We start from the raw sequence: 25,294 nt of genomic DNA, 5'->3' as shown, positions 1-25,294 counted from the left end.
ATGAAAAGAGAACAGACGATACACAATCTCGAACGTTTAGCTGAACAGACAAAACAAGTTCAAGCAGATCGTATTGAGATTGTTTTAGAAGAAAGAAAAGATGAACATTTTCCACCAATGTCAAAAGCCTTGATGGAAACCCGCTCAGGTTTGACGCGACGTAAACTCGACGAAGCGATCGCTAAAATGGAAGCTGATGGTCATCAATTTACTAAAAATAATGCCAACCACTATTCGATTACGTTGAGCGAAGCGCATCAACTCATGGATGCCGCTGGAGTGGATATGTTCCACCAGCGTAAGAAAAATATGGGTAATAAACCGTGGATCGTTAACGTTCAGAACCAAAAGGGCGGTACCGGTAAGTCCATGTCAGCAGTGCACTTAGCCGCCTGTTTAGCGTTAAACTTAGACAAACGCTACCGTATTTGCTTAATCGATTTAGACCCACAAGGTTCATTACGTCTATTTTTAAATCCACAAATCAGTGTTGATGATCATGATGAAATTTATTCGGCTGTGGATGTGATGTTAGATAATGTGCCTGATGGGGTAGAGGTCGATAGTGAGTTTTTGCGTAAAAATGTATTGTTGCCAACACAATATCCAAACTTGAAAACCATTTCTGCTTTCCCAGAAGATGCCATGTTTAACGCTGAGGCGTGGCAGCATTTATCTCAGAATCAATCATTAGATATTGTTAAGTTATTAAAAGAAAAGTTAATTGATAAAATTGCGGATGATTTCGATATCATCATGATGGATACCGGCCCGCACGTTGATCCATTAGTGTGGAACGCTATGTATGCCTCTAACGCTTTATTGATTCCGTGCGCCGCTAAGCGTCTAGATTGGGCTTCTACGGTGAACTTCTTTCAGCATCTTCCAACGGTATACGAAATGTTCCCGGAAGATTGGCAAGGGCTAGAATTTGTTCGCTTAATGCCAACGATGTTTGAAGATGATAATAAAAAGCAAGTATCGGTACTAACAGAGATGAACTACTTACTTGCTGAGCAAGTGATGATGGCAACCATTCCTCGCAGTCGTGCATTTGAAACCTGTGCCGATACTTACAGCACGGTATTTGATTTAACCGCGAGTGATTTTGAAGGCGGTAAGAAAACGCTTGCAACCGCACAAGATGCGATTCAAAAAAGTGCACTAGAATTAGAGCGTGTGATGCATAGCCACTGGGCGTCATTGAACCAAGGAGATAAATAATGGCGATTAAAACTTCTGAACTGAATGCAAAGTTGTTCGGTAAAGCGAATAAGCGCCGTGCGACTTCTCCTGTGGAAGCTCAAGCTGCCGCGAAAGAAAAAGCACAAGTGATCGAGCTAGCGATTGCTGGTCAAGAATTAGTGGCTTTTGAATTGGTTACCATTCCCGCCGCTTTGATTGAGCAACAAACGGTGGTATTTGCAGAAAATTCACGTGAGCAGTCTTTCTTAAATGAACATGCTTTAGCGGATATTTTAGTGACACTGCAAGAGCGTGGTCAGCAATACCCCGCGGTTGGTCGACGTAATGCTGAAGGTAAAATCGAAGTATTAGACGGTAGCCGTCGCCGCATGTCATGTATTCTGGCCAAGAAAGACTTCTTAATCTATGTTGCGGATAACATTGAAACCGAGCATGCTAAATTCTTATCGGATGTCGCTAATGCCCACAAACCGCTTTCTTTATACGAACGTGGCCGTGAAATGCAAGCCAAATTAGATTCAGGCGAAGCGGCTGATCAAAAAGCGCTGGCGCAAATGTTCCAGTGCAGTGAAGCATTGGTGAGCGGGGCATTAAAAGCCGCTGCATTACCATTAGAATTGTTGCAAGCGTACCCGAATGTGAGCGATGTTGGCCGTCCGACCATCGTAAAATTGTATAAACAGTATTTTGCGTTGCCACAGAAATCGCAAACGTTGTTATTAGAAAAATGCCGTAAAGCTCAAGGTGAGATCTGGCAAGGCTCTCAATCACAAGGTGTTGCCCGTTTGACCAAAGAAATCTCAAGTCAATTGGAAGCATGGATTGAAGAATTAGCACCAAGCAAAAAAGCACAGTTGTCTGAAAAAGTTGATCTAGTGAAAGGGCGTGTGAGTTACACTCGAAAAGGAGCGAATCTTTCTTTGGCTTTGAAAAAGGTCGATGATGAAGTGATGGATGATATCCTTGCTTATATTCAATCTAAATTAGCCTAAGTTAAAATTGTTCTCTTTTCTATCGTCCGTTTAAAGCCGCATTGTGCGGCTTTTTTTCTGTCTGTGATATGCTTGTTTTATGTTTTGAAAAACGTTGAGCACAGCATGCAAGTACTTCAGTCTCTTAATGATTTGGCCTCTCACTTAGCGCAATCGCATCATAGATATGCGGTTAAGTTAACGCTTGGACAGTCTGACCTGATTCACCTTCTAGAACAGTTCTCTGTACAACAGGCATTTGAAGCTAGTGAGATTACTTGGCTTGGTGGCGAGCAAGCCTCAATAGAAAGTCAGTTTTATTCATTCAAGCAAGGCCATCAACTGCTGGGGCGAGAAACCAAAATGTTAATTGTCGACTTGTCCGTAGGTTTTGACGCCAATAGTTTTAATGCAGCTTTAGGTACTCTGGTTGGAGGCGGCATTTTATTTGTATTGAATGCGGACGCGCTTAACCACAGCCATGCTAGTGATTGGTTAATACGTCAATTTCAAGCTTGGCCGCAAATAGTGTCATTAGATCAGGATTTGAACTGGCACCTTGATGAGAAGGTTGACTCATTTAACGTTCAATATCACCAACAACACAATAGCCAACAGCACAGAGCGATTGAAGCGATAGAAAAAGTGATGACCGGGCACCGCCGTCGTCCACTCGTGATGAATGCTAACCGAGGTCGTGGCAAAACTGCTAGCCTTGGTATGGCAGCGGCTAAACTCATGTCTCAACGTGTTATCAATATTTTCGTGACGGCACCTTCGATTACGGCTTTATCACCATTGTTTGATTTTCTTGAGCGTGGGGTAGGTGAGCTTACTTGGCAAAGTCAGCAACGTACTCACTGGGTGTTAGAGAATGGTTCGCAAATTCGTTTTATTTCTCCTGATGAACTTTATCTAAACCATATTGATGCCGATCTACTCATGGTTGATGAAGCGGCTGCTTTGCCATTACCTATGTTGACTCATTTTGTTGAGCATTATCATCGTATGGTGCTGAGCTCCACCATTCATGGCTATGAAGGCTGTGGCCGCGGTTTTACGCTTAAATTTATGTCGTGGCTCAATCAACATCGACCAGGTTGGAAATTGTTAGAACTGACACAACCGATTCGATGGGCTGAGAATGATCCATTAGAGGCGTGGAGTTTTGATGCTTTCTTACTTCATTCTGATGTGTCGAATGTAGCCGAATCATCCGCCTCAATTCCTTTTTCTGCAACCGATATACAGAGTGACAATATCAGCCTAAGTTTAGTAGATAAGCACCAATTAGTGACAAAGCCTCAGTTATACGCTTCTATTTTTGGTCTGTTAGTCAGTGCACATTATCAAACGTCACCGAATGATGTTTTGCAGGTACTGGATTCTGATGAGATACAAATATACCAAGTGAAGGCAATAATGAACGATGGTTATTCTTTGCTGTTAGGCTGTTTGCTCGTTAGTTTTGAAGGCGGTTTATCACCAGAGTTAATTACTGACATTCAGATTGGCAAACGCAGACCGAAAGGGCATTTAGCCGCATCACATCTGGCTAATCATCTTGCGTGGTTTGAGCCAGCTGAACAAACCTCGGCTCGCATCATGCGTATTGCGATTCATCCTGAATGGCAAAGTAAAGGCATTGGCACGAGGACTTTAACTTTATTAGCAGAGCTGCTGAGCGGCGAAGTGGATTTCTTATCGGTCAGCTTTGGGGCGACGGCTGAATTAGTTTCATTTTGGAAATCGGAGTTTCAGTTTGTTGCTCTGGGCACACGTCGTGACCATGTTAGTGGGTGTTATTCTGCCTTTATGGTTAAGCCTCTTTCTGAATCATCTAAAGATTGGATTAAGTCAGCTCACCGCACTTGTTTGTCTTCGTTTCAAACAGTATTACCACTTCAATATCCATCTATCGAGCATGGGTCATTAGCGGCATTATTACTGGAGCATAGTGATAGCGATGAATTTGTCTTGCCTGCGATTTTGCGTAACTACGCTCAAGGAGGTAATAGTTTTGAAACTGCGCTTCCTATTTTTCAAGCCTTCATGTTTCAATATCTTTCTTATCATGCAGCAGCCAGGTATCAATTGCAGGAGTCACAGCTTCCGGTAGTCATTGATAAAGTCATGTTGTTTCTTCCTTGGCAAACGGTCGCTAACAAATATCAACTTGCGGGTCGTAAGCAAATAGAACAAAGTCTTAAACAATGGTTATTACAATTTACAGTGTAAATCTACTTTTGAGCTGGTTGATCTAGTTGAATTGGGCTAACAATTTACACTGTAAATACGTTCTTGCAGTTACTTCTTGATAAGCGCAGAATAATCAAAAATTGAGTTAGGGAAAAAACATGAAACTTTCTGATATGCGTCGTGAGTACGCGATGGACGCATTAAAGCGTTCTGACTTGGCTGAAAATCCAGTTGACCAATTTAACCTTTGGTTAGAGCAAGCCATCCAAGCTGGTTTATCTGATCCTACGGCAATGACGGTGGCGACTGTCGACGAGCATGGCCAGCCTTTTCAACGTATTGTTTTATTAAAAAATGTGGACGACGAAGGTTTCGTTTTTTACACCAATTTAGGTAGTCGTAAAGCGCAGCATTTGCAGCACAATAACAAAATTAGCCTACACTTTCCGTGGCACCCAATGGAAAGGCAAGTTCATATTACCGGCCATGTTGAGAAGTTAACGGCGGTAGAAAATATGAAATACTTTACTTCTCGTCCGAAAGAAAGTCAGCTCGCCGCTTGGGCAAGTAAACAAAGTAGTCGCATTTCAGCACGCAGTGTGTTGGAAGGTAAATATATGGAATTAAAAGCCAAGTTTGCGGAAGGAAAAATTCCTGTCCCTACTTTTTGGGGCGGCTATCGAGTGAAAGTCGATACTATCGAATTCTGGCAGGGTGGGAAGCACCGTCTGCACGATCGATTCATCTACAGCAAAGATGAACAAGCGGTTTGGGATATATCTCGTCTTGCACCATAAAATTTAGAAATAATTGAATCAACTTTAACCGTAATTTAAGTTATCTTGATCATCGTTTCGGAACTATGATCAAGATGATGACACGCAGCTGAGGTTATTGAGTTTGTTATTCAGGGAGGAGCAACATTTTGGCCACTTACGATGAATTGCATCCTGAGCCGCCTAAGCCCGCTCAAGTCATCACATTACCGAGCCAGATGGACCGCCACCAGCATGATTATACTCAAATTGTGATTGGCTTATCCGGCCGAGCAGAATTTGATGTGGAAGGGGAGGTCAACCTGATTGGCCCAGGGCAAGGATGTATTGTACGAGCTTCCTCAGAGCACAGCTTCGGTGGTATTGGGTTATCGGATATTTTGGTGCTGAATTTTCTTGATATTGGTGAGCAAGATTCGCAAGTCTCCCATCTGCTCGAAGACTTATTATCAGAAGAAGTGTACTTTCAACTCGATTTCCAAATTCAGCAACTGATTCAGATGCTGGTGCATGAAATTAAATCCAGCCCTGATGATTTACTGCTATGTCGCGCCTGCCAAGATACCATCATCGCATTGCTGCACCGACATGTTAAAAAGTTCGAAATGTACAAGAAAGGTCATCGCCTCAATATGGAATTGATCGATCGCTACATTGAGCAACATCTAGCTTCTAAAATCAAAGTGGCTGATTTATCGGCCAGTTCTTTTCTTGGTGAAAGCCAATTCTATTTGCTATTCAAAGCGCAAGTTGGGATGACACCGCATCAATACGTCTTGCTTAAACGGGTGGAGGAATCAAAGCGCTTGATTCAAGAAGGGCAATACAGTATTGGTCATATTGCCGAGGTGACCGGATTTTCAGATCAAAGCGTTTTTACCCATACCTTTACTCGATTAGTCGGAATGTCGCCTTCTCAATTTAGGAAGGAACATTAAGATTGCTACGAACGCTCTAGCGTTTCCTTCTTCAATTGTGGCTGAATTTGTGTGATCTTGTTGGATATTTGTTATCTAGCGGAGTTTTTGACAAATTTAGCGTAGATTTATTCAAATATAATTCCAGTTTTGGCTCTACACTTCAAATCAAAGTATTTCATTGTTCCGATTTGTATGAGGAAAATACATGTTTACAGCAACAGATGTGTTGAACGCGGAATTTAATCAGCAACCATTATCGACGTTATGGTCTTATATCTCGCCATTGTATATGGTGGATGAATCTTCTTGGTTACAGCAACTTTTGCCGCTTGCAATGCCAAGTGAGCAAGAAAAGCAATCGATCGAAACTCAAACCACACAGCTTATTAAAGCCATTCGTGCCGATAAAAAAGCGGTGCAAATGATCGATGCACTTCTACTTGAATACAGCCTAGATACCCATGAAGGTATTTTATTGATGTGTTTAGCTGAAGCGCTAATGCGTATTCCAGATTCGGCGACCGCTGATGCTCTTATCCGCGACAAACTCAGCGTTGCCGATTGGAAATCTCACCTTAAAAATTCCGACTCCGTATTCGTCAATGCTTCTACCTGGGGCTTAATGCTGACAGGGAAAGTCATTGGATTGAATGAATCACAAGCGCAAAGCCCAACTCAAGGTCTAAACCGTTTAGTGAATAAGCTCTCTGAGCCGGTGATCCGTAAAGCTATGCATCAAGCGATGAAAATTATGGGTTACCAATTCGTGCTTGGCCGTACGATTGCTGAAGCGCAAAAAAATGGCAAAAACATGCGTGAGAAAGGCTATACCTACTCTTATGACATGTTAGGCGAAGCCGCGTTAACGTCCCAAGATGCACAAAAGTATTTCAATGATTATTTAATGGCGATTACCGCAGTTGGCAATGATAAGTTCGATCATTCGGTGAGCCCTGCGCCTTCGGTTTCCATCAAACTTTCTGCTTTGCATCCACGTTATGAAGTAGCTAATAAACAGCGTGTGCTGATAGAGCTGTATTCCACGGTTGAGCAATTGATTGTGCAAGCGCGTCAGCTTGGCGTAGCACTGACTATTGACGCGGAAGAAGCCGATCGTTTAGAGCTTTCTCTTGAGCTGTTCGGAAAGTTATATCGCAGTGAAGCAGCAAAAGGGTGGGGCAAGTTTGGTTTGGTGATCCAAGCCTACTCTAAGCGTGCATTACCCGTTTTGGTATGGCTTAACGCGCTCGCAAAAGAACAAGGCGATCTCATTCCATTACGTTTAGTAAAAGGCGCTTATTGGGACAGTGAGATCAAATGGTCTCAACAAGCGGGTTATTCAAACTATCCGGTTTATACCCGTAAAGAAGCGACCGATGTTTCGTACCTCGCTTGCGCACGATTTTTATTAAGTGAGCAGGTTCGCGGTAATATTTTCCCGCAATTTGCCAGCCATAACGCGCATACCGTGACCGCGATTGCGAATATGGCGAGCCATAAAGATTTCGAGTTCCAACGCTTACATGGCATGGGTGATGCGTTATACGAACACGCAATGAAAACTTTTGGTCAGTCTGTCCGTATTTACGCACCGGTGGGCAGCCACAAAGATTTATTACCTTATTTGGTCCGCCGCCTGTTAGAAAATGGTGCGAATAGCTCGTTTGTGCATCGTTTGGTTGACGCTCGTTGCCCAATTGAAACCTTAAATCAGCACCCTGTTGATACTTTAATGGCGAACGAAAGTTACAGTAATACTGCCATTCCTTTACCTCCTGCTATTTTCCCTGAGCGTAAAAACTCCTACGGCGTCAATATTGATATTCAAAGTGAGCTTGAACCGTTTGAGGCGCAAGTCGAGCATTGGTTAAGTCAAACCTGGCAAGCCGGCCCAATCATTGCTGGTAAATCTATTATTGCGGATAAAGCTATTTATAAAAGCATGATCAAGGGCGAAAATGCATTTCAATCTGAGATCCAAAATGTCACTGCGCCTTATGATAGAAAGATCCAGGTAGGATCTGTTGCGTTTTCAAACCTTGATCATGTTTCCGAAGCAATCGAGGTCGCTCAATCATGCTTCCATGAATGGAACAAGGCTGGCTACATAGCTCGCGCCGAAAAACTCGACCGTTTAGCGGATCTTTTAGAAGATCACTTAGCTGAGTTGGTTGCGCTTTGCCATAAAGAAGCCGGTAAAACCATTCACGATAGTATTGATGAAGTCCGTGAAGCGGTGGATTTCTGCCGTTATTACGCAAAACAAGATTCAACCTTTGCACCGCAACAACAGCTGGGCTTCGATGGTATTACTCGAGAAATGAGTCGAGAGGGACGCGGTGTTTTTGTTTGCATCAGCCCTTGGAATTTCCCATTAGCTATCTTCCTAGGCCAAATTACCGCAGCATTGGTAAGTGGTAACACTGTGATTGCTAAACCTGCGGAGCAAACCAGCTTGATTGCTGCACGCGCCGTCGAGCTCATGCTTGAAGCGGGTTTCCCTAGCGGAGCCATTCAGTTATTACCAGGTAATGGTGCGAAAATTGGCCAAGCGTTAACGTCAAACCCCGCAATTGCAGGTGTTGCCTTTACTGGTTCAACCCCAACCGCGCAGCGCATTAATGCCACATTGGCAGAACGTGACGCTAAACCCGTTCCATTTATCGCTGAAACCGGTGGTCAAAATGCCATGATCGTCGACAGTACTGCCTTGCCAGAGCAAGTTGTGCGCGATGTGATGCGATCAGCGTTTGCATCGGCAGGGCAGCGTTGTTCGGCTTTACGTGTGCTTTATGTGCAAGAAGATATTGCCGATCGCATTATTGAGTTGATTAAAGGGGGCATGCAGCAACTTTCAGTGGGCTTGCCGTATCTACATTCTACCGATGTTGGCCCTGTGATTGATAAAACAGCGAAAGATAAGCTCATCGCGCATATTGAAGAGATGAAACAAACCCAGCGTTTGGTCACTGAGTTATCACTCGATGAAGCGTGTCAGCAAGGTGACTTTGTCGCACCGACCGCGATTGAAATTTCCGATATTCGGGTTTTAAAAGAAGAAAAGTTTGGACCAATTCTGCACATTATTCGATTTAAAGCGAGTGAATTAGCGCAAGTGGTAAAAGACATCAATCAAACCGGCTTTGGTCTAACCATGGGCATTCATAGCCGCAATGAAACCACTTATCGCTGGATTGAAAGGCAAGCTCGCGTTGGTAACTGTTACATCAACCGTGATCAAGTTGGTGCGGTGGTGGGCGTACAACCATTTGGTGGACAAGGTTTATCGGGTACTGGTCCGAAAGCCGGTGGCCCACACTATTTATATCGTTTTTCTCAAGTGGCTATGTCTCAAGTAGCTATGTCTCAAAGCACAGTGCATCAAAACGCTGAGCCTCAAAAGGATATGTCCACATCTACTGAGTCGGTTTAGGAGAAAGAATCATGCAATCTATTACTCGCTTTTCAGAAGTCACGGTATTTGATGCTCAAACGGCTTGGGAACAATGGAACTTAACCGATTACAGCTTCAAAAGTGATTGTTTACTATGCGTTTGTCGTCAATTAGAGCAACAACAACCTGAACTTAGTGCTGTGATGAAGTATCATCTGCACCACGCCGACGTGCTACTGGCTGAAGCGAAACTGATGCCGGGCCCAACGGGAGAGACGAATGAGCTTTATACTGCTGGCCGTGGTGTTTGTGCTTTAGTGGTGGAATCTGGTGCGCCTTGGATAAGTGTGGTGGCGCAATTGACTGCCGCTTTGATCGCAGGGAATGCCGTGGTGATGTGCTGTGATGACCTTGAATTAAATCAATGTATCGAATCGGCAATAACGACGTCTTTACCAGCACATTTAGTACACATTGTGGCGTATGACTCGTACAAAGCTCTAATTGAGGCTGACATTCGTGTTGTCGCCTTAATTTCAAGTACAGAGACAGAATTATTGGTGAATCGCACCTTGGCTAAGAAACAAGGCGTGATTGTACCTTTAGTGGCGGAAACCTTTGATAGTGGTGATACTGCGCAACAATTGACGTCGGTTCATGATACCAGCCTAGTGCTGCGTTTTATCACTGAGCGTACTCGTACTATTAATATTACCGCAGTAGGGGGCAATGCCACGCTACTAGAGTTGGGCAATCAACACTAACAAGGCTTTAAAAACGAACACTTTACAGTGTAAACCTAGAGTGCAATGCGAACACTAGGTCAGTCTAAGTAATTGATAGTATTCACTGCTATCATTACTTAGACGATTATTTTTACCATAGCCTCTCAGGAAGGGAGGCAACAATAAAAAGGGTATATCTATGATTGAGAATAGCTTTGCTATTACCAGTACATTTATTGCTTACTTAGTCCTGATGCTTGCCATTGGCTATTATGCGTATAAACGTACCTCTAACTCGAGCGACTACTTTCTTGGTGGTCGAACTCTAGGCCCATGGCCAGCCGCACTTTCCGCTGGTGCGTCAGATATGAGTGGCTGGTTACTGCTTGGTGTCCCAGGCTATGCTTATGCCTCTGGCTTAGAAGCGACTTGGATTTGTGGCGGTTTGTTGGTCGGTACTTGGCTGAACTGGCTTGTCAGTGCAAAACGTCTTCGCACTTACAGTATTACCACTGATGCGATCACCATTCCGGATTTCCTATCACGACGTTTCTTAGATAATTCGAAACTGATCCAAACCATTTCCGCTTTCTTCATTTTACTTTTCTTCTTGTTCTACACCAGTTCTGGCCTAGTCGCCGGCGGGAAATTGTTTGAAACCGTATTCGGCTTAGATTACAAAATTGCGGTTGTGATTGGCGCGGTTTGTGTGATTTCTTATACCTTGTTTGGTGGTTTCTTAGCGGTAGCTTGGACGGACTTGGTGCAAGGTTTACTAATGGCGGCCGCTTTGCTTATTGTGCCTATTGCGGCAATGACGGGTGGTTTCAGCCAAGTGAATGTTGATATCACCAATATCAATCCAAACTTACTGGATGTCTGGACCAACGCTACAGGCGAACCTTTAAGTGCAATAGCCATCATTTCACTTGTCGCTTGGGGCTTAGGTTACTTTGGCCAGCCACATATTCTGGCGCGCTTTAAAGCGACTCGTAGCAATAAAGATTTAACCACGGCACGTCGTATCGCGGTGGGTTGGACTGCGCTTTCAATGGCAGGGGCGATTATGGTTGGCCTCGTTGGGCTTATCTACGTGAATAGTCACCCAACACTGAATATTGAAGATGGTGAGAAAATCTTCATGATTCTGGTGAATGCGATTTTCCACCCTGTGATGGCGGGTATTTTGTTGGCGGCTATTCTAGCGGCGATCATGAGTACAGCGGATTCACAGCTTCTTGTATCATCATCAGCATTAGCGGAAGACTTCTACAAGCAAGTGTTTAAGAAAGACGCAACGCCAGAGCAAGTGGTTGTGGTTGGTCGTATTGCCGTGATTGGTGTTTCTGTGTTGGCACTGGTTCTTGCAATGAACCCGGATAGTTCGGTACTAGGGCTGGTTTCTTACGCATGGGCTGGTTTTGGTGCGGCATTTGGTCCAGCGATTGTACTTAGCCTTTACTGGTCGAAGATGAACCGCAACGGCGCATTGGCTGGTATTGTGATTGGTGGTGCGACCATTGTTATCTGGAAACAGCTAACGGGCGGTATCTTCGATGTGTATGAAATTGTCCCAGGGGTGATTTTCTCAACTATCGCGATTGTATTGGTGAGTATTGTGACTGGCGGTCCTAGCCAAGAAGTGACCCAACAATACAAGAAGTACCAGCGTCAGTTGGAAGAGTTAGACTAATCAGAGTTACTTACACTCATTAATTTTGAGCCCTTATTGTGAAAGCAGTAAGGGCTTTTTTAGACGCTATTTTAAGGCAGCAAAACGATTTCTTTATGAAATTAGACATTTAAACCGCTTTGAAATGAATTTAAACAACTTAGATCAAGTTTTTCAAAATATACCTATACAATGCTGAAAAACCCGAGTATCTTTAAACACGGCCTGAAACGGACCTATTTATTTGAAATCTGCTTTAGAAGTCTTCGCTACACCAGCTATACCAGTTAAGTGTCATGAAGTGTTTCCTTTGTAAGTACCCTCACTTAAGTAACTCTATTCCCGGCTATAACACGCAACAAGCGTAATTGATTAGTAAAAAATATTGATAGGATTTACCCATGTCTAAGACAACTGGTACAGTTAAGTGGTTTAACGAAGAGAAAGGTTTCGGTTTCATCACTCAAGAGAATGGCGGCGCAGACGTATTCGTTCACTTCCGTGCAATCACAGGTGAAGGTTTCCGCACTCTAGCTGAAGGCCAAAAAGTAGCGTTTGAAGTTGAGCAAGGCCAAAAAGGTCCTCAAGCTGCAAACGTTGAAGTACTATAATTCAGTACTGACACCGAATTAAGAAAAAGCCGCACTTGTTGCGGCTTTTTTGTTTCTATCGAAATCGTACTTATCATCTTCTCGAGCATCGAGCATCGAGCATCGAGCATCGAGCATTGGCAACAAGAAATGCTGTTAGAAAATCTTGGGATCATTACCATCCCAGATTAATGATTTTTGAGTTTCACTTTACAGTGTAAATATTGTATTAATTAAAGAAATCAAGAAATCAAGAAATCAAGAAATCAAGAAATCAAGAAATCAAAAAACAAATAGGTAAGAGCAATGGCATCGGATTTTTATGGTACTAGCGCCAGTTATGCGCGTAAAGAAAGCGGTTATCGTGAAAAAGCATTGAAATTGTATCCGTGGGTATGCGGTAAATGTGCGCGAGAATTTGTCTATTCAAATTTGCGTGAATTAACGGTACACCACCGCGATCACGACCATACCAACAACCCAGAAGACGGCAGCAACTGGGAATTACTGTGTTTATATTGCCACGATCATGAGCACTCAAAATATTTAGAGCATGATTTGTATGGTACGGATTCAACACCCAAAGAAGATGACCACAAAGGTGCAACCCATAACCCGTTTGCCAATTTGAAAGACTTAATGAAAAAGTGATATTGCACGCGCATGATTGTTAATCGCTTATCGATTCGTTCATATAGAAGTCAATCTCGACATCATCAGCACGACTATCACCAAATTGTGTTGCCATTGCAGGGCTCAATTGTCATGCAGGTTGGTGCTTTTGATGGCAAAGTTAGCGTCGGCGATGCCATTGTTGTGCATGCTGGACAAGATCATGCATTCGCGGCAGATGAATCGGCCCGATTTTTAGTGGCTGACCTGAATCAATTGCCAAGTAATTTATCTTCTCCAGCCATTACTAAGTTTTTACTTGCACCAGCTACCACCGCGTATGTTCAGTTTGTTGGTTTGCAGCTCATGACCAATACACATGCGCATATCGAAACCTCGATGTGTGAGATGCTGCTACAGCTACTCGAACAGCAAGGTGAACATGCCAAAATCGATGCTCGTATTGCTAAAGTGGTCAGTGAAATACAGCAAGATATAAAACAGAATTGGTCTGTTGAGCGTTTGGCTAACATGGCTTACTTGAGTCCAACCCAATTTAAAGCAGTGTTTAAGGCCAATTTAGGCATTACCAGTCAACAGTTTGTGCTGCAACTGAGAATGCAAAAAGCCAAAGCCTTACTTACTCATACCGATTTACCGGTTCATATCATTGGTGAAAAAGTGGGGTTTGATAATCCATCGGCATTTTCTCGTCGTTTTACCCAATTCTTTGGCCAATCTCCGAAGTCCTATCGTTAATTCCTAATCAAAACCATCTAATTGGTGATGAACACCGTCTGTTCGGCACATTTTCGATATATTGAGTTTATATACTGAGCCTTCAAAGCATATTAATGTAGGGAGGCACAATGCAGAATATTGATACTTTAAAACCTGACAACCGATTTGAAGCTATGGCTCCTGTGCTATTTTTGCTGATGTGGAGTAGTGGGGCCGTCATGGTCAAAATGGGGCTGGTGGATGCCTCTCCGTGGACATTTTTATTCTTGCGGGCTTGCCTGACTTTTTTCTTTTCTACTGCTGTGTTGATGCTAGTGCGTCCCAAATTAAAGTATGAACTGTTTCGGCATAGTAAAAGTGACATTATCGCGGTCTTGAAAGTGGGCTTCTTTCTGCAATTTGCCTATTTAAGTACTTATATTTTATCCATTGATGCCGGGATCTCTCCGGGACTTGTCACTATGGTGTTAGGGTTTCAACCACTTATTACTCCATTTTTAGCCAAAGAGAAGTTATCTAAGCAGGGTTATGGATTATTAGCTTTAGGCTTTGTTGGACTCTGCATTGCCGTTTCTGGAGCAAAAGCCGTCGACATGACCCATACTATTGGCCTGCTATTCGCGTTCTTTGCCTTGATTTCGCTTACCTTTGGCACCGTTAAACAAAAAGGCATCAACATGAATATTGAGAGCATGGTGGTGTATCAAAATTTATTTACTTTAATCCTGTTCAGCTTGGTGGCGTTAGTGACGGATTGGCAAGTGACCTGGACTCAGGAAATGTTCTTGTCATTATTCTGGATGAGTATCATTGTCTCAGTTGGCGCGGTGATGTTGCTGTTGTTCATGTTAAAACGTGGTAGCGCGAGTCAAGTCAGCATGCTCTTTTACTGCATTCCGTTGCTGGCTATTTTATTTGACTATCTGATTTTTGGTGAGCAGCTTAGCATGATGACAATGGTCGGTATTGTGGTTGTGGCAATGGCAGTATTTCGATTTCAGCGTGTTAAGCCAGTGGTGTAACTATTGTAGTTAGTCTTAGCTTGACAGGTATAGCCAATCTTAAAAATAAAAAACGGGCTCAATTGAGCCCGTTGTTATATCTATTTTTTGAAACTACTAATCAACGAGCTTCATTTCTTGAATGATGTCAGAGGCAATCTCTGGCTTAGTGCTGGTTGGTGTCGCGTGTAATTCTGCTTTGAGTTGTCCTTTTCTGTTTTTTAGTCCGGTTTCGAGTTTCTTCACGGCTGCGCTGATCGCAGGGTACATGATTTTGTCTTCCGCCTTAGCTGAGATTCGAACACCTTCGTAATTCGTGAAGGTTTCTACCTGATGTTCATTGTGTTGCTTGGTGATGATGATGTCGCAACTGATCAAGTCGGGGAAGTGCGAAGATATTTTATCGAATTTTCCTTCAATCTCTTTACGTGATTCTTCACTAAGAGAAACATGATGCGTTTGGATGTTTACTTTCATACACAATACCTTCTGTTGACGCGCCTTAAACTGCAAGGCGAAATGCGGATTTTCTATCCCTAGATGACAGATGGAGAGTCATAAATACTAGAATGCTTTGATTCTCCAATCCCTCACTGCAAGTTCAAGCTAACAAACTTTATGACAATAGGCAAAGCCGTTTGTTCCTATTTTTAAGTCTAGTAACAAAATCAATTTTCGTTGGATCATTTCGATTTTCTTTTGCGGTATGAATGCCCTAAATATCACAAAAATGACGTTGAATTATCGTGTTTATTTGCAATTGAACAACGTTTATTGTTAACGGTATTTTACGGTTATGTTTTTGGTAAGCTCTTTTGTTTCAAAGCCTTACAAATATTAATTGAGAATGAGATATCTAGTGAATTTATGTTAGATGAATTGGATTAAGATGTACGGATTATATTTGGTTATTCACAGTGAATGACTAAATTGGGATGAATTGAAAAACAAGAAGTCAGTGAGAAAAATATGAAGCTTAGACCTGAGATAATGATTTCTTCATTAGATTTAGATCGGTTATATGATTTACTTGAATCTATACCGAGGGGTAGTGTTCCTGGCGTTACTGAGTTAGAAAAAGAGCTCAAGCGTGCGGTTGTTGTTGAGCCAAATGAAATTCCAGCAACAATTGTTACTATGAATTCAACCGTTCAGTTTCGTGTCGAGTCGACCAATAAGGATTTTGAACTCACTCTAGTGTATCCAAAAGATGTTGATGGTGATGGAAAAACGATTTCAATTCTTGCGCCTGTTGGCAGTGCATTACTCGGTCTTTCTGTTGGAGATGAAATTGAGTGGCCGAAACCAGGTGGTGGCAATTTGATCGTCAAAATTATGAAAATTACCTATCAGCCAGAGCGCATGGGTGAATTTCAACTTTAATGCGCGAGTGCTAAATCAGAGTTCACTTAGGCATAAAAGAAAAGCTGTATTGACTCTCATCAATACAGCTTTTTTGTGGTCGTTACGCTAAAGACAAGCTCTTTTTGCTTTGGTAAATCTCTTTCTTACGGCGCTTTTCTGCTCTTGCCATGATGAACCACATGGTGAAAGTAAACAGAGATACACACAATAAAATTAAGCTCGCAATCGCGTTGATTTCAGGTTTGACGCCCAAGCGCACCGACGAGAAGATTTCCATCGGTAACGTGGTCGACCCTGGGCCCGCCACAAAGCTGGCTAACACTAAGTCATCCAAGGATAGGGCAAACGCCATCATGCCACCAGCCACTAATGATGGCGCAATCATTGGAATCGTAATTTGCATAAACACTTTCCAAGGTTTTGCGCCCAAATCCATCGCCGCTTCTTCCATTGAAATGTCGAGCTCACGCAAGCGAGAAGACACCAAAATCGCCACATAAGAGCTGGTAAATGTCGTATGTGCAATCCAAATGGTTATCATGCCGCGTTCTACCGGCCAGCCAATCAGGTTGTTCATCGCCACAAATAAAAGCAGCAATGACAAACCGGTGATCACTTCAGGCATAACCAGTGGCGCAGTGACCATGCCACCTAGCAAGGCTTTACCATGAAAGCGTGGAATGCGAGTTAAAACGAACGCGGCCATGGTGCCCAGTGCGACCGATGAAATTGCGGTGTAGAAAGCAATTTGCAACGAGCGAAATACCGAGCCCATTAGCTGGGTGTTTTCCCATAATGAGCCATACCAATGGGTCGACCAACCGCCCCAAACCGTCACCAGTTTGGATGCGTTGAATGAGTAAATCACCATGATCACAAGCGGTAGGTAGATAAACACTAAGCCCAACACCAGCATGGTATTTGCGAAGCCAAAACGTTTCATATTGCTTCCTTATTTACCTTGTAATTCTTTTGCTTGAGTACGGTTAAAGAAAATAATTGGGATCATCAGTATTGCCAACATCACCACAGCCAATGCCGCAGCAACCGGCCAATCACGGTTATTAAAGAACTCTTGCCACAACACTTTACCAATCATTAAGGTATCTGGGCCGCCTAACAGTTCTGGGATCACAAACTCACCCACCACCGGAATAAACACCAACATGCAGCCCGCAATAATGCCGCCTTTTGATAGTGGTACTGTGATCTGCCAGAAAGTTGAAACATTACGACAACCTAGGTCTGACGCGGCTTCTAACAAACTTTGATCGTGCTTTGACAAGTTGGCGTACAGTGGCAACACCATAAATGGCAAATAGGAATACACAATACCGATATACACGGCTAAGTCGGTATTCAAAATGTGCAGTGGTGAATCAATCACGCCCATTTGCAATAAGAATCCATTCAATAAGCCGTTATTGCTTAAAATGCCCATCCACGCGTATACACGGATCAAAATCGCCGTCCACGTTGGCATCATGATCAGCAGCAACAAAATGGTTTGTGTTTCTTTCTTAGCGCGTGCAATCGCGTACGCCATCGGGTAACCAATCAACAAACAGGCCAAAGTGCTGATGAACGCCATTTTTAGCGAGCTTAGATACGCGGCGAGATACAAATCATCTTCGCCTAGTAGCATGTAGTTCGCCATATTCAGCAAAATGGTGATTTGATCATCCGCCCAACTGACTAGCTCGGTGTAGGGGGGGATCGCCACATCCGCCATCGAAAAACTGATTTTCAATACAATCACAAACGGCAGTAAGAAGAAGATCAGCAGCCAAAAGAAAGGAACACCGATCACCAGTTTACGGCCAATTTTTTTGTCCAACTGCCAAGTTTTGCATAAGCTTTGAGCCGGTTTTTCAACCTTCGCTGTTGAGCCCACTGGATTCACGCTGGATGGATTCATACTCTTACCACTCATATTCAAAGAGTCATTCACTGTCAAAAGCCCACTTACTGCAATACAACGCCGCTGTCGTCTTCCCAATATAGGAACACGTCATCTTCCCAAGTTGGGCGTTTTACGTGGCGAACTGCGTTGGCAATAAACGCCTGCACAATTTTTCCTGATGGCAATTGGATGTGATACACCGAAGAACCACCTAAATACGCAATGTCATATACCTTGCCGGTGGTCCAGTTAAACTCTGGATGTTCCAAATCATCAGGCAGAGTGGTACTGATCAGCAATTTCTCAGGGCGCAATGCGTAAGTCACCCGTTTGTTTTCCGCTTGGGTACTGATACCGTGACCGACATAAATTGGCTGCGGTAAATCCACACAAGCAATAGTGGCGTGATCGAGGTCATCTTCCACCAGCATGCCATCAAATAAGTTCACGTTACCGATAAATTCACACACCAAGCGGTTAACCGGCGTTTCGTAAATATCCATCGGGCTACCAATTTGCTCAATACAGCCTAGGTGCATGATCGCGACACGTTGCGACATAGTCATCGCTTCTTCTTGATCGTGCGTTACCATCACGCAAGTTACGCCGACACGCTCAATGATTTCGACCAGCTCCAATTGCATTTGAGAGCGCAGTTTTTTATCAAGTGCACCCATAGGTTCATCTAACAACAACAGCTTTGGACGCTTTGCTAAAGAGCGTGCCAATGCCACACGCTGACGTTGACCACCTGAAAGTTGGTGTGGCTTACGTTTTGCGTATTGCGTCATGTGCACCAGTCTCAGCATTTCATCGACGCGCTCTTTGATTTCATCTTTAGGCAACGAATCTTGTTTCAAGCCAAACGCAATGTTTTGTTCCACCGTCATGTGTGGAAACAGCGCGTAAGACTGGAACATCATGTTGATAGGGCGGTCATACGGCGCCATGTCAGTGATGTCCACACCATCGAGAATAATTCGACCTTCGGTTGGTTTCTCAAAGCCCGCTAACATACGTAGCAGGGTCGACTTACCTGAACCAGAACCGCCCAACAAAGAGAAAATTTCCCCTTTGTTAATGGTGAGGGAAACGTTATCCACGGCAAGCGTGTCATCGAATTGCTTACTGACGCGATCAATTTTCACCAAGATTTCTTTTGGTTTGGATTGACGCTCTAAAGCTTTTTTGTAGGCGCTAGAAGTGATGACCATGTGAAACTCTCTTTAAATTATTCTTCATATAAAAAGGCGCCCTAGTTTGGACGCCTTAATCACACTTAAACTCAAGTATGTGCTTACAGCGTTATCGACCAGTTTTAATCTTGGTCCAAGTACGAGTCATAACACGTTGTACTTTGGCTGGAAGATCACGAATGGTATAAATATTTTTCAACGTTGCTTCGTCTGGGTAGATGCCCGCATTATTGCGAATATCTTCATTTACAAACGGTGTTGCCGCTTGGTTACCATTAGCAGCGTTGATTTCATTAGTGATATTGGCAATCACTTCTGGCTTCATTAAGTAGTTCAAGAACTGATGTGCTGCTTTCACGTTTTGTGCGTCAGCAGGAATCGCCATCATGTCAAAGTAACTACCCGCCCCTTCTTTCGGGATCACGTATTCAATTTTGTTGCCATTGTTCGCTTCGATAGCGCGATCTTTAGCAATGAATAAATCGTTTGAATAACCGACAGCCACACAAGTGTCACCGTTCGCTAAATCAGAAATGTATTTAGACGAATGGAAGTAAGTCACATCTTGACGAATCGACATGAATAACGCGTCCGCTTGTTTAATGTCTTCTGGTTTTTCAGAACCCGTATCCAAACCTAAATAGTTCAGCGCCGCAGGTAGCATTTCGGTCGGTGAATCTAAGAACGAGATGCCACAGCTTTTTAGTTTCTCTGTGTATTGTGGGTTAAATACCAAATCCCATGAATCAACCGGCATATCATCGCCTAGCGCTTTTTGTACTTTATCGACGTTGTAAGCAAAGCCAATCGTGCCCCATAAATATGGGATCGCGTATTGGTTATCAGGATCACTTGGCGATAACGCACTCAATAATTCTGGGCTTAGGTTTTTCCAGTTAGGCAGTTGAGAACGGTCTAATTTTTGGAAAACACCAGCACGAATTTGTTTAGCAAGAAAGTTATTCGATGGCACTACCACGTCATAACCAGAACGGCCTGCAAGTAGTTTTGCTTCCAACACTTCGTTGCTGTCGAATACGTCGTACACCACTTTGATGCCGGTTTCTTTTTCGAAGTCAGAAATAGTGTTAGGCGCGATGTAGCTGCTCCAGTTATAAACATGAAGAACTTGCCCATCTTGAGCGTAAACGTTGTTTGAAGTTAATAGCGCCGCAGACGACAACAAAGTCGTTACTGTCATTGATGCAGCGAACACAGTATTTTTAAAAGACATGTCAAGGTCCCAAATAATATCGATCAAATGATCTTAATGTATTGCCCATCAACCTAGCTTATAGCCAGTTATTCCTTCTGATTGGAGCCTTCGGGTTTGAACTGATTTGAGTCAGGTTGAAATTTATATCAATCGAAAGAATAAGTTCGATTGATGTGATTAATCTAAGTTTCAATATGACGTTTTCTGAGTTCGGACGTATGAAAGGAAAAATATCCAAACTCGTAGATTTGCAACCTGCGCCCATTAACCTTGCGTTAACGAATAGCGACACTAAATTAGGCTGTTTACACTGTAAATGTGAACAGTTGAGTGTAGTGGTTGGTACTTTCTTGCGAAGAACAGGGCGATAATAATGTGATTTTTTCAGGTGTAAATAAGAATAAATTTGTAGTTACGATAAAAAAAATTGATGTTCGAAATTCGAGCTTTTAGCGGCTATTTGTAATTAACCATTATTATTATATGGGATAGGGTTTTTGTTCTAATTCTTTTCAATTTTCAGTTTATCTATCTGAAAAAATGGTTACTTAAGTCGGGCAATATGAGAGTAATACGTTGATTCTTCGCGAATAGGTATGGTTAAGTAATAGAAAGGAATGAAAAAATGTGAGGTGAACATGCTAGTAGCGAAATATTATACCGCAGGAAGTGTCTTGTTTTACGTGTTGGCATTATTGTGCCCGAGCTTCTGGTTGTCATTGCCACTGGCTTGGATTGCGTTGTCATTATCTGTGGTGAGTATTGCGTATTGGTGTAACTTTCCGCATTTATTCCGTAAAAAGCCGAATGGGGTGATCCCCAATGGTATTCAATTGGTGCTTGCCCCTTTTCTCATTGGCGCGCATTACTACAATTATTGGGCGCGTACCCATGATTCTGTTGCCCCCATTCAACGTATTGATCCACAGCTATACTTGGCTCGTCGCTTGTTTACAAAAGATTTGAAAGAGCTTAAAGCGCAAGGCATTACTAGCATTTTGGACATCACCGCAGAGTTTCACGGTTTGCAAAGTGGCAAAGCGAAGCGCGATTTTGATTATTTCAACTTGCCAGTACTCGATCATAAAGTGCCATCGAAGCGTAAGTTACTAAAAGCCTTAGACTGGATGGATGTGCAACTTGCAGATTCTAAAAAAGTGGTGGTGCATTGTGCGTTAGGGCGGGGTCGATCGGTATTTGTATTAGCGGCTTATTTGCTACGTCGTTATCCGAGAATGAGTATCGAAGATGTCATGAAAAAGATTCAAACCATACGTTCAACCGCAAATTTGAATAAGGAGCAAATGGCGATGCTACAACAATTGCATAAACAAAAAGCATTCGAATCAGAGCAAACGGTGTGGATGATCGTCAATCCGGTATCTGGTGGCGGGAAATGGGGCACTTATAAAGACGAGATTTTGGAAAAATTTAAAGCCAAATATCAAGTCGAAGTGCGAGAAACGACACCTGATATTTCAGCCACAGAACTGGCTAAAGAAGCGGTGAATTCCGGTGCCTCATTGATTGTGGCAGGCGGTGGAGATGGCACCGTAACCGAAGTGGCTAGCCAAATCGTTCATACCGATATCGTTCTAGGTATTTTGCCTTTAGGTACCGCCAATGCGCTGTGTCATGTGTTGTATGGTATTGAAAACAAAATCATTCCGGTTGAAACCGCTTGTGGCGCGATTTTAGATGGTGAAGTAACGCAAATAGATACCGCCCGTTGTAATCAAGATCTTATGTTGCTGGTGGCGGGAATCGGTTTTGAGCAGCAAATGATTGAATATGCGGAGCGTGAAGAGAAAAACAATGATGGTCAATTGGCTTACCTAAAAGGTTTATGGGGTGCGATTGCCAATAATGAAACCTTGCATGTTGAAGTCAGCCTAGATAAACAGCCACCAAAACAGTTAGAAGTAAGCAGCTTAGTGATTGCTAATGCCGCACCTTTTACCACCTTATTAGCTCAAGGTGGTGGTGAGCCGGATTTACAAGATGGGATTATGGACATCACTTATTTGCCTTGCCATGAAAGTGTGACCGGTCGTTTGTTGTCATTATCAGAGCTTGCCTTGTCGAAGTTTTTACCGACAGCGGAGCCACTGGGATTTGTGCATAAGCAAGCCAAAGAAGTGACCGTCACCAGCGAAACCGCGTTTAAATATGTGATTGATGGAGAGTTGTACGAAACAGAAAAACTGTCTATTCGAGTACAACCTAGATCGCTCAATGTGATGGTGCCGAGTTGGTTTACGGAGCAGTGATTCTGTTAGCCCAAAATTACTTCAACGCCTCTATTGCGTAGTGAATCAAGCTGTTCAATATCGGCTTGAGTATCGGTGAGAACAATCGAAATTTGGTCAGTTTTTCCTATGGTCGATGGAAAGATTTGACCGAATTTGCTTGAATCGGTGAGCACGATATTGCGGCGTTGTTTGGCTAGAATGCTAGAGGCGATATCGGCGCGCATCATGTCACGGCTGGTGAAGCCTGTATCTGGATGGTAGCCATCAACACCTAAAAATGCAGTGCTAAAGTGAATGTGTTCAATACACAACTTAGTTAAAGGGCCAACCAAGCTTTCGCCTTGATGTTGATACACCCCGCCAAGCAGAATGATGCTGGCAGACGTGTTTTTCAATAAATGCGCAATATAAGCTGAAGGCGTAATGATGGTGACATCGCCACGCTCTGCGAGTGTTCTTGCAAGTAATGCATTGGCGCTGCCGCCTTCAATTAATACCGTTTCATTCGGCGCGACTAAATCCGCGGCTTTGTTGGCGAGCGCTTGTTTGATTTCAAAGCTGACGGTCAAACGGCTATCAATATCATCGCTTTGCAGCGCGACGGCTGCGCCATGTACCCGTTTCAAATGACCTTCACTTTCAAGGTAATTCAAATCTTGACGAATGGTTACGCCTGACACGCCTATTTTTTCAGATAAATCGGCCACTTGAACACGTTTCTGTTCGTTAACCATTTGGATGATTTGGCTGTGTCTTGGGTTCATGATGTCGTCCAATAATAAAAAAGAGATACCGAATAGTACCTCTTTTTGTCTTCAAATGAAACTTAAGTGAAAGCTAAATTGTAATTGACCGGTATTGTGATTACTCACACCAATTATGGGATTAATCACCACAATATCGATCTTTCTAAGGATGAATGTAGACCTCAAAAATGTGATCATGATGTTAACCTTATATTTGACTTTCTTATGATGCAATATTAACTTTCATTTGAAGCTTATTGGCTTGTTAACGATAACAAGATCACACATCAGGAGAGCAGCATTATGTCAGCGTCATTTACCTCTAAAGAACTTCCTAGCGATTATAAAAGCAATATTGTGGCGATGAAGCGGGCACTGAAAGCGCAGATTGGCGATGTCGATGCGCTGTTCAAGCAAGTGTGCGATAAAATTGAAACCGAACTGGCCGCCGCGCGTAAACAAGAGCAAGAGACGGGCAGCGCATGGCCAGAAATAAGCCAAGCCGATTTACAGCAAGGCAATATTTCGCCTGAGTTGATTGCACAAATCAAACGCCGCGGCTGTTTGGTGGTACGTCAAACTTTTGATCGTGAAGAAGCTGTCGCGATGGATCAGTCGATGCTCGATTACTTAGATAGCAATGATTTCGACAACATTTACGGCGGCCCGGGTGATAACTTCTTTGGCACGCTTGTCGCTTCTAAACCGGAAATCTTCCCGATTTATTGGTCTAAAGCACAAATGGAGGCTCGTCAAAGTTCTCAGATTGCTTCAATTCAATCTTTCTTAAATCGCCTATGGAAATTTGAAACCAACGAAGGTCAGCATTTTGATCCGGAAGTCAGCATTATCTATCCAGACCGCATTCGCCGTCGCTTGCCGGGCACCAACTCTAACGGACTTGGTGCACATACGGATTCCGGAGCGTTAGAGCGTTGGTTGCTACCGGCTTATCAAAAAGTATTTGAAAAGATCTTCACCAATCAATTTGACCAATACGACCCGTGGGATGCGGCGCACCGACCAGATGTGAATGAATACACCGTTGGCAGCACCACCAAATGTTCAGTATTTCGTACTTTCCAAGGCTGGACAGCGTTATCGGATATGGCATTAAATCAAGGCTTGTTGCATGTGGTGCCTGTACCGGAAGCGATGGCGTACATTTTACTGCGTCCATTGTTAGATGATGTGCCAGAAGATGAACTCTGCGGCGTTGCATCCGGCCATGTATTGCCGATTTCAGAGCAATGGCATCCGCACCTTATTAAAGGCTTATGCAGCATTCCTGAAATGAAAGCCGGGGATTCTGTGTGGTGGCACTGCGATCTCATTCACTCCGTTGCCCCCGTGCAAGACCAACAAGGCTGGGGCAATGTGATGTACATCCCTGCTGCGCCTATGTGTGAGAAAAACAAACAGTACGCGGTTGAAATCCAAAGCGCATTAAAAGAAGGGCTGTCGCCACCAGATTTCCCACGAGAAGACTACGAGAAAAACTGGCAAGGCCGCTTTACCTTCGACATGCTTAATGAGGCAGGTAAAAAGGGCATGGGGTTGAAGTAAGTAACAACTTCTAACTTTCACTAAAGGCGAAGCACGGTAGCTTCGCTTTTTTGTGTGAGAGATATTGTTTGAGATAAACAGAAAGCGATTTCGAATAACTCCCTCCCTTTACCTGTGAAAATAGCTTGGCAGTAATATTTGAAGCCAAGGGAGGGGTGGGGAGGGTTGATGTGCAGATCATATTGCTGCCCTAAAACAACTTACATTTCCAAATACGCTCATAAATCGTCAAGTAAGTTTTAT

At 43.3% G+C, this 25,294-nt stretch carries 21 protein-coding genes; 15 read left to right on the top strand and 6 right to left on the bottom strand.

The features are described from left to right. The 12 genes from Vgang_RS16375 to Vgang_RS16320 all read left to right on the top strand — a co-directional run bounded on the left by Vgang_RS16375 (position 1) and on the right by Vgang_RS16320 (position 14,828). Entirely contained in the window at positions 1–1,224 is a 1,224-nt protein-coding gene (locus Vgang_RS16375; RefSeq protein ID WP_105901094.1) for an AAA family ATPase, read from the top strand. Next, positions 1,224–2,198 (top strand): ParB/RepB/Spo0J family partition protein, encoded by a 975-nt coding sequence (locus Vgang_RS16370; protein ID WP_105901093.1) that lies wholly within the window; start codon positions 1,224–1,226, stop codon positions 2,196–2,198. Before Vgang_RS16375 ends, Vgang_RS16370 begins: the two co-directional genes overlap by 1 nt. 105 nt (positions 2,199–2,303) lie before the next feature. Continuing rightward, positions 2,304–4,415: a GNAT family N-acetyltransferase gene (locus tag Vgang_RS16365; protein WP_105901092.1), complete on the top strand. Its 2,112-nt coding sequence runs from the start codon at positions 2,304–2,306 to the stop codon at positions 4,413–4,415. Positions 4,416–4,534: 119 nt separating this feature from the next. Next, positions 4,535–5,173 (top strand): pyridoxamine 5'-phosphate oxidase, encoded by a 639-nt coding sequence (pdxH, locus tag Vgang_RS16360; protein WP_105901091.1) that lies wholly within the window; start codon positions 4,535–4,537, stop codon positions 5,171–5,173. A 128-nt stretch (positions 5,174–5,301) separates the two neighbouring features. Next, the gene (locus Vgang_RS16355) at positions 5,302–6,090 is read left to right on the top strand and encodes a helix-turn-helix transcriptional regulator (protein WP_245879870.1); all 789 of its coding nucleotides are present in this window, start codon (positions 5,302–5,304) and stop codon (positions 6,088–6,090) included. A gap of 187 nt (positions 6,091–6,277) precedes the next feature. After that, a complete protein-coding gene (gene putA / locus Vgang_RS16350; RefSeq protein WP_105901090.1) occupies positions 6,278–9,505 on the top strand; it encodes a bifunctional proline dehydrogenase/L-glutamate gamma-semialdehyde dehydrogenase PutA in 3,228 nt (1,075 codons plus the stop codon). An 8-nt stretch (positions 9,506–9,513) separates the two neighbouring features. Next, on the top strand, positions 9,514–10,230 hold the full coding sequence (locus Vgang_RS16345) for an aldehyde dehydrogenase family protein (protein ID WP_105901089.1): 717 nt from the start codon (positions 9,514–9,516) through the stop codon (positions 10,228–10,230). A 160-nt stretch (positions 10,231–10,390) separates the two neighbouring features. Then, positions 10,391–11,884, top strand: coding sequence for a sodium/proline symporter PutP (gene putP / locus Vgang_RS16340; RefSeq protein ID WP_105901088.1), 1,494 nt, complete (start codon positions 10,391–10,393; stop codon positions 11,882–11,884). Positions 11,885–12,264: 380 nt separating this feature from the next. Beyond that, complete coding sequence (gene cspE / locus Vgang_RS16335; protein WP_017025474.1) at positions 12,265–12,474, top strand: transcription antiterminator/RNA stability regulator CspE; 210 nt, start codon at positions 12,265–12,267, stop codon at positions 12,472–12,474. Positions 12,475–12,759: 285 nt separating this feature from the next. Continuing rightward, positions 12,760–13,104 carry a YajD family HNH nuclease gene (locus Vgang_RS16330; protein WP_105901087.1) on the top strand — a complete coding sequence of 115 codons (345 nt, stop codon included), beginning with the start codon at positions 12,760–12,762 and terminating at the stop codon, positions 13,102–13,104. A gap of 12 nt (positions 13,105–13,116) precedes the next feature. Beyond that, complete coding sequence (locus Vgang_RS16325; protein ID WP_105901086.1) at positions 13,117–13,824, top strand: helix-turn-helix domain-containing protein; 708 nt, start codon at positions 13,117–13,119, stop codon at positions 13,822–13,824. A 110-nt stretch (positions 13,825–13,934) separates the two neighbouring features. Continuing rightward, positions 13,935–14,828 carry a DMT family transporter gene (locus tag Vgang_RS16320; protein WP_105901085.1) on the top strand — a complete coding sequence of 298 codons (894 nt, stop codon included), beginning with the start codon at positions 13,935–13,937 and terminating at the stop codon, positions 14,826–14,828. A 96-nt stretch (positions 14,829–14,924) separates the two neighbouring features. Here Vgang_RS16320 and hpf read toward each other — a convergent pair whose 3' ends face one another. After that, entirely contained in the window at positions 14,925–15,284 is a 360-nt protein-coding gene (gene hpf / locus Vgang_RS16315; protein WP_105901084.1) for a ribosome hibernation-promoting factor, HPF/YfiA family, read from the bottom strand. A gap of 492 nt (positions 15,285–15,776) precedes the next feature. On the opposite strand from hpf, the gene rnk reads away from it, so the two are divergent. After that, positions 15,777–16,190, top strand: a complete 414-nt coding sequence (gene rnk / locus Vgang_RS16310) for a nucleoside diphosphate kinase regulator (RefSeq protein WP_105901083.1) — start codon at positions 15,777–15,779, stop codon at positions 16,188–16,190. Between the two features lie 82 nt (positions 16,191–16,272). Here rnk and Vgang_RS16305 read toward each other — a convergent pair whose 3' ends face one another. The 4 genes from Vgang_RS16305 to Vgang_RS16290 all read right to left on the bottom strand — a co-directional run bounded on the left by Vgang_RS16305 (position 16,273) and on the right by Vgang_RS16290 (position 20,505). Continuing rightward, positions 16,273–17,115 carry an ABC transporter permease subunit gene (locus tag Vgang_RS16305; RefSeq protein ID WP_105901082.1) on the bottom strand — a complete coding sequence of 281 codons (843 nt, stop codon included), beginning with the start codon at positions 17,113–17,115 and terminating at the stop codon, positions 16,273–16,275. A gap of 9 nt (positions 17,116–17,124) precedes the next feature. After that, positions 17,125–18,090 (bottom strand): ABC transporter permease subunit, encoded by a 966-nt coding sequence (locus Vgang_RS16300; protein WP_245879869.1) that lies wholly within the window; start codon positions 18,088–18,090, stop codon positions 17,125–17,127. 47 nt (positions 18,091–18,137) lie between these two features. Continuing rightward, positions 18,138–19,289, bottom strand: coding sequence for a polyamine ABC transporter ATP-binding protein (gene potA, locus Vgang_RS16295; RefSeq protein ID WP_105901081.1), 1,152 nt, complete (start codon positions 19,287–19,289; stop codon positions 18,138–18,140). A gap of 91 nt (positions 19,290–19,380) precedes the next feature. Continuing rightward, on the bottom strand, positions 19,381–20,505 hold the full coding sequence (locus Vgang_RS16290) for a polyamine ABC transporter substrate-binding protein (RefSeq protein WP_105901080.1): 1,125 nt from the start codon (positions 20,503–20,505) through the stop codon (positions 19,381–19,383). A gap of 620 nt (positions 20,506–21,125) precedes the next feature. Between Vgang_RS16290 and Vgang_RS16285 the strand changes: the two genes are divergently transcribed. Beyond that, positions 21,126–22,757 (top strand): diacylglycerol kinase family protein, encoded by a 1,632-nt coding sequence (locus Vgang_RS16285; protein ID WP_105901778.1) that lies wholly within the window; start codon positions 21,126–21,128, stop codon positions 22,755–22,757. 5 nt (positions 22,758–22,762) lie between these two features. Here the strand turns inward: Vgang_RS16285 and Vgang_RS16280 are convergent, their stop codons facing one another. Beyond that, on the bottom strand, positions 22,763–23,503 hold the full coding sequence (locus Vgang_RS16280; RefSeq protein ID WP_105901079.1) for a DeoR/GlpR family DNA-binding transcription regulator: 741 nt from the start codon (positions 23,501–23,503) through the stop codon (positions 22,763–22,765). A 285-nt stretch (positions 23,504–23,788) separates the two neighbouring features. Here Vgang_RS16280 and Vgang_RS16275 point away from each other — a divergent pair, with 285 nt between their 5' ends. Beyond that, positions 23,789–25,051 (top strand): DUF1479 domain-containing protein, encoded by a 1,263-nt coding sequence (locus Vgang_RS16275; protein ID WP_105901078.1) that lies wholly within the window; start codon positions 23,789–23,791, stop codon positions 25,049–25,051. Positions 25,052–25,294: the final 243 nt, after the last annotated feature.

This window comes from Vibrio gangliei (genome assembly GCF_026001925.1).
GTDB lineage: Bacteria > Pseudomonadota > Gammaproteobacteria > Enterobacterales > Vibrionaceae > Vibrio > Vibrio gangliei.
The sequence above is the reverse complement of the archived record's forward strand: the minus strand, read 5'-3'. Positions and strand labels throughout refer to the sequence as shown.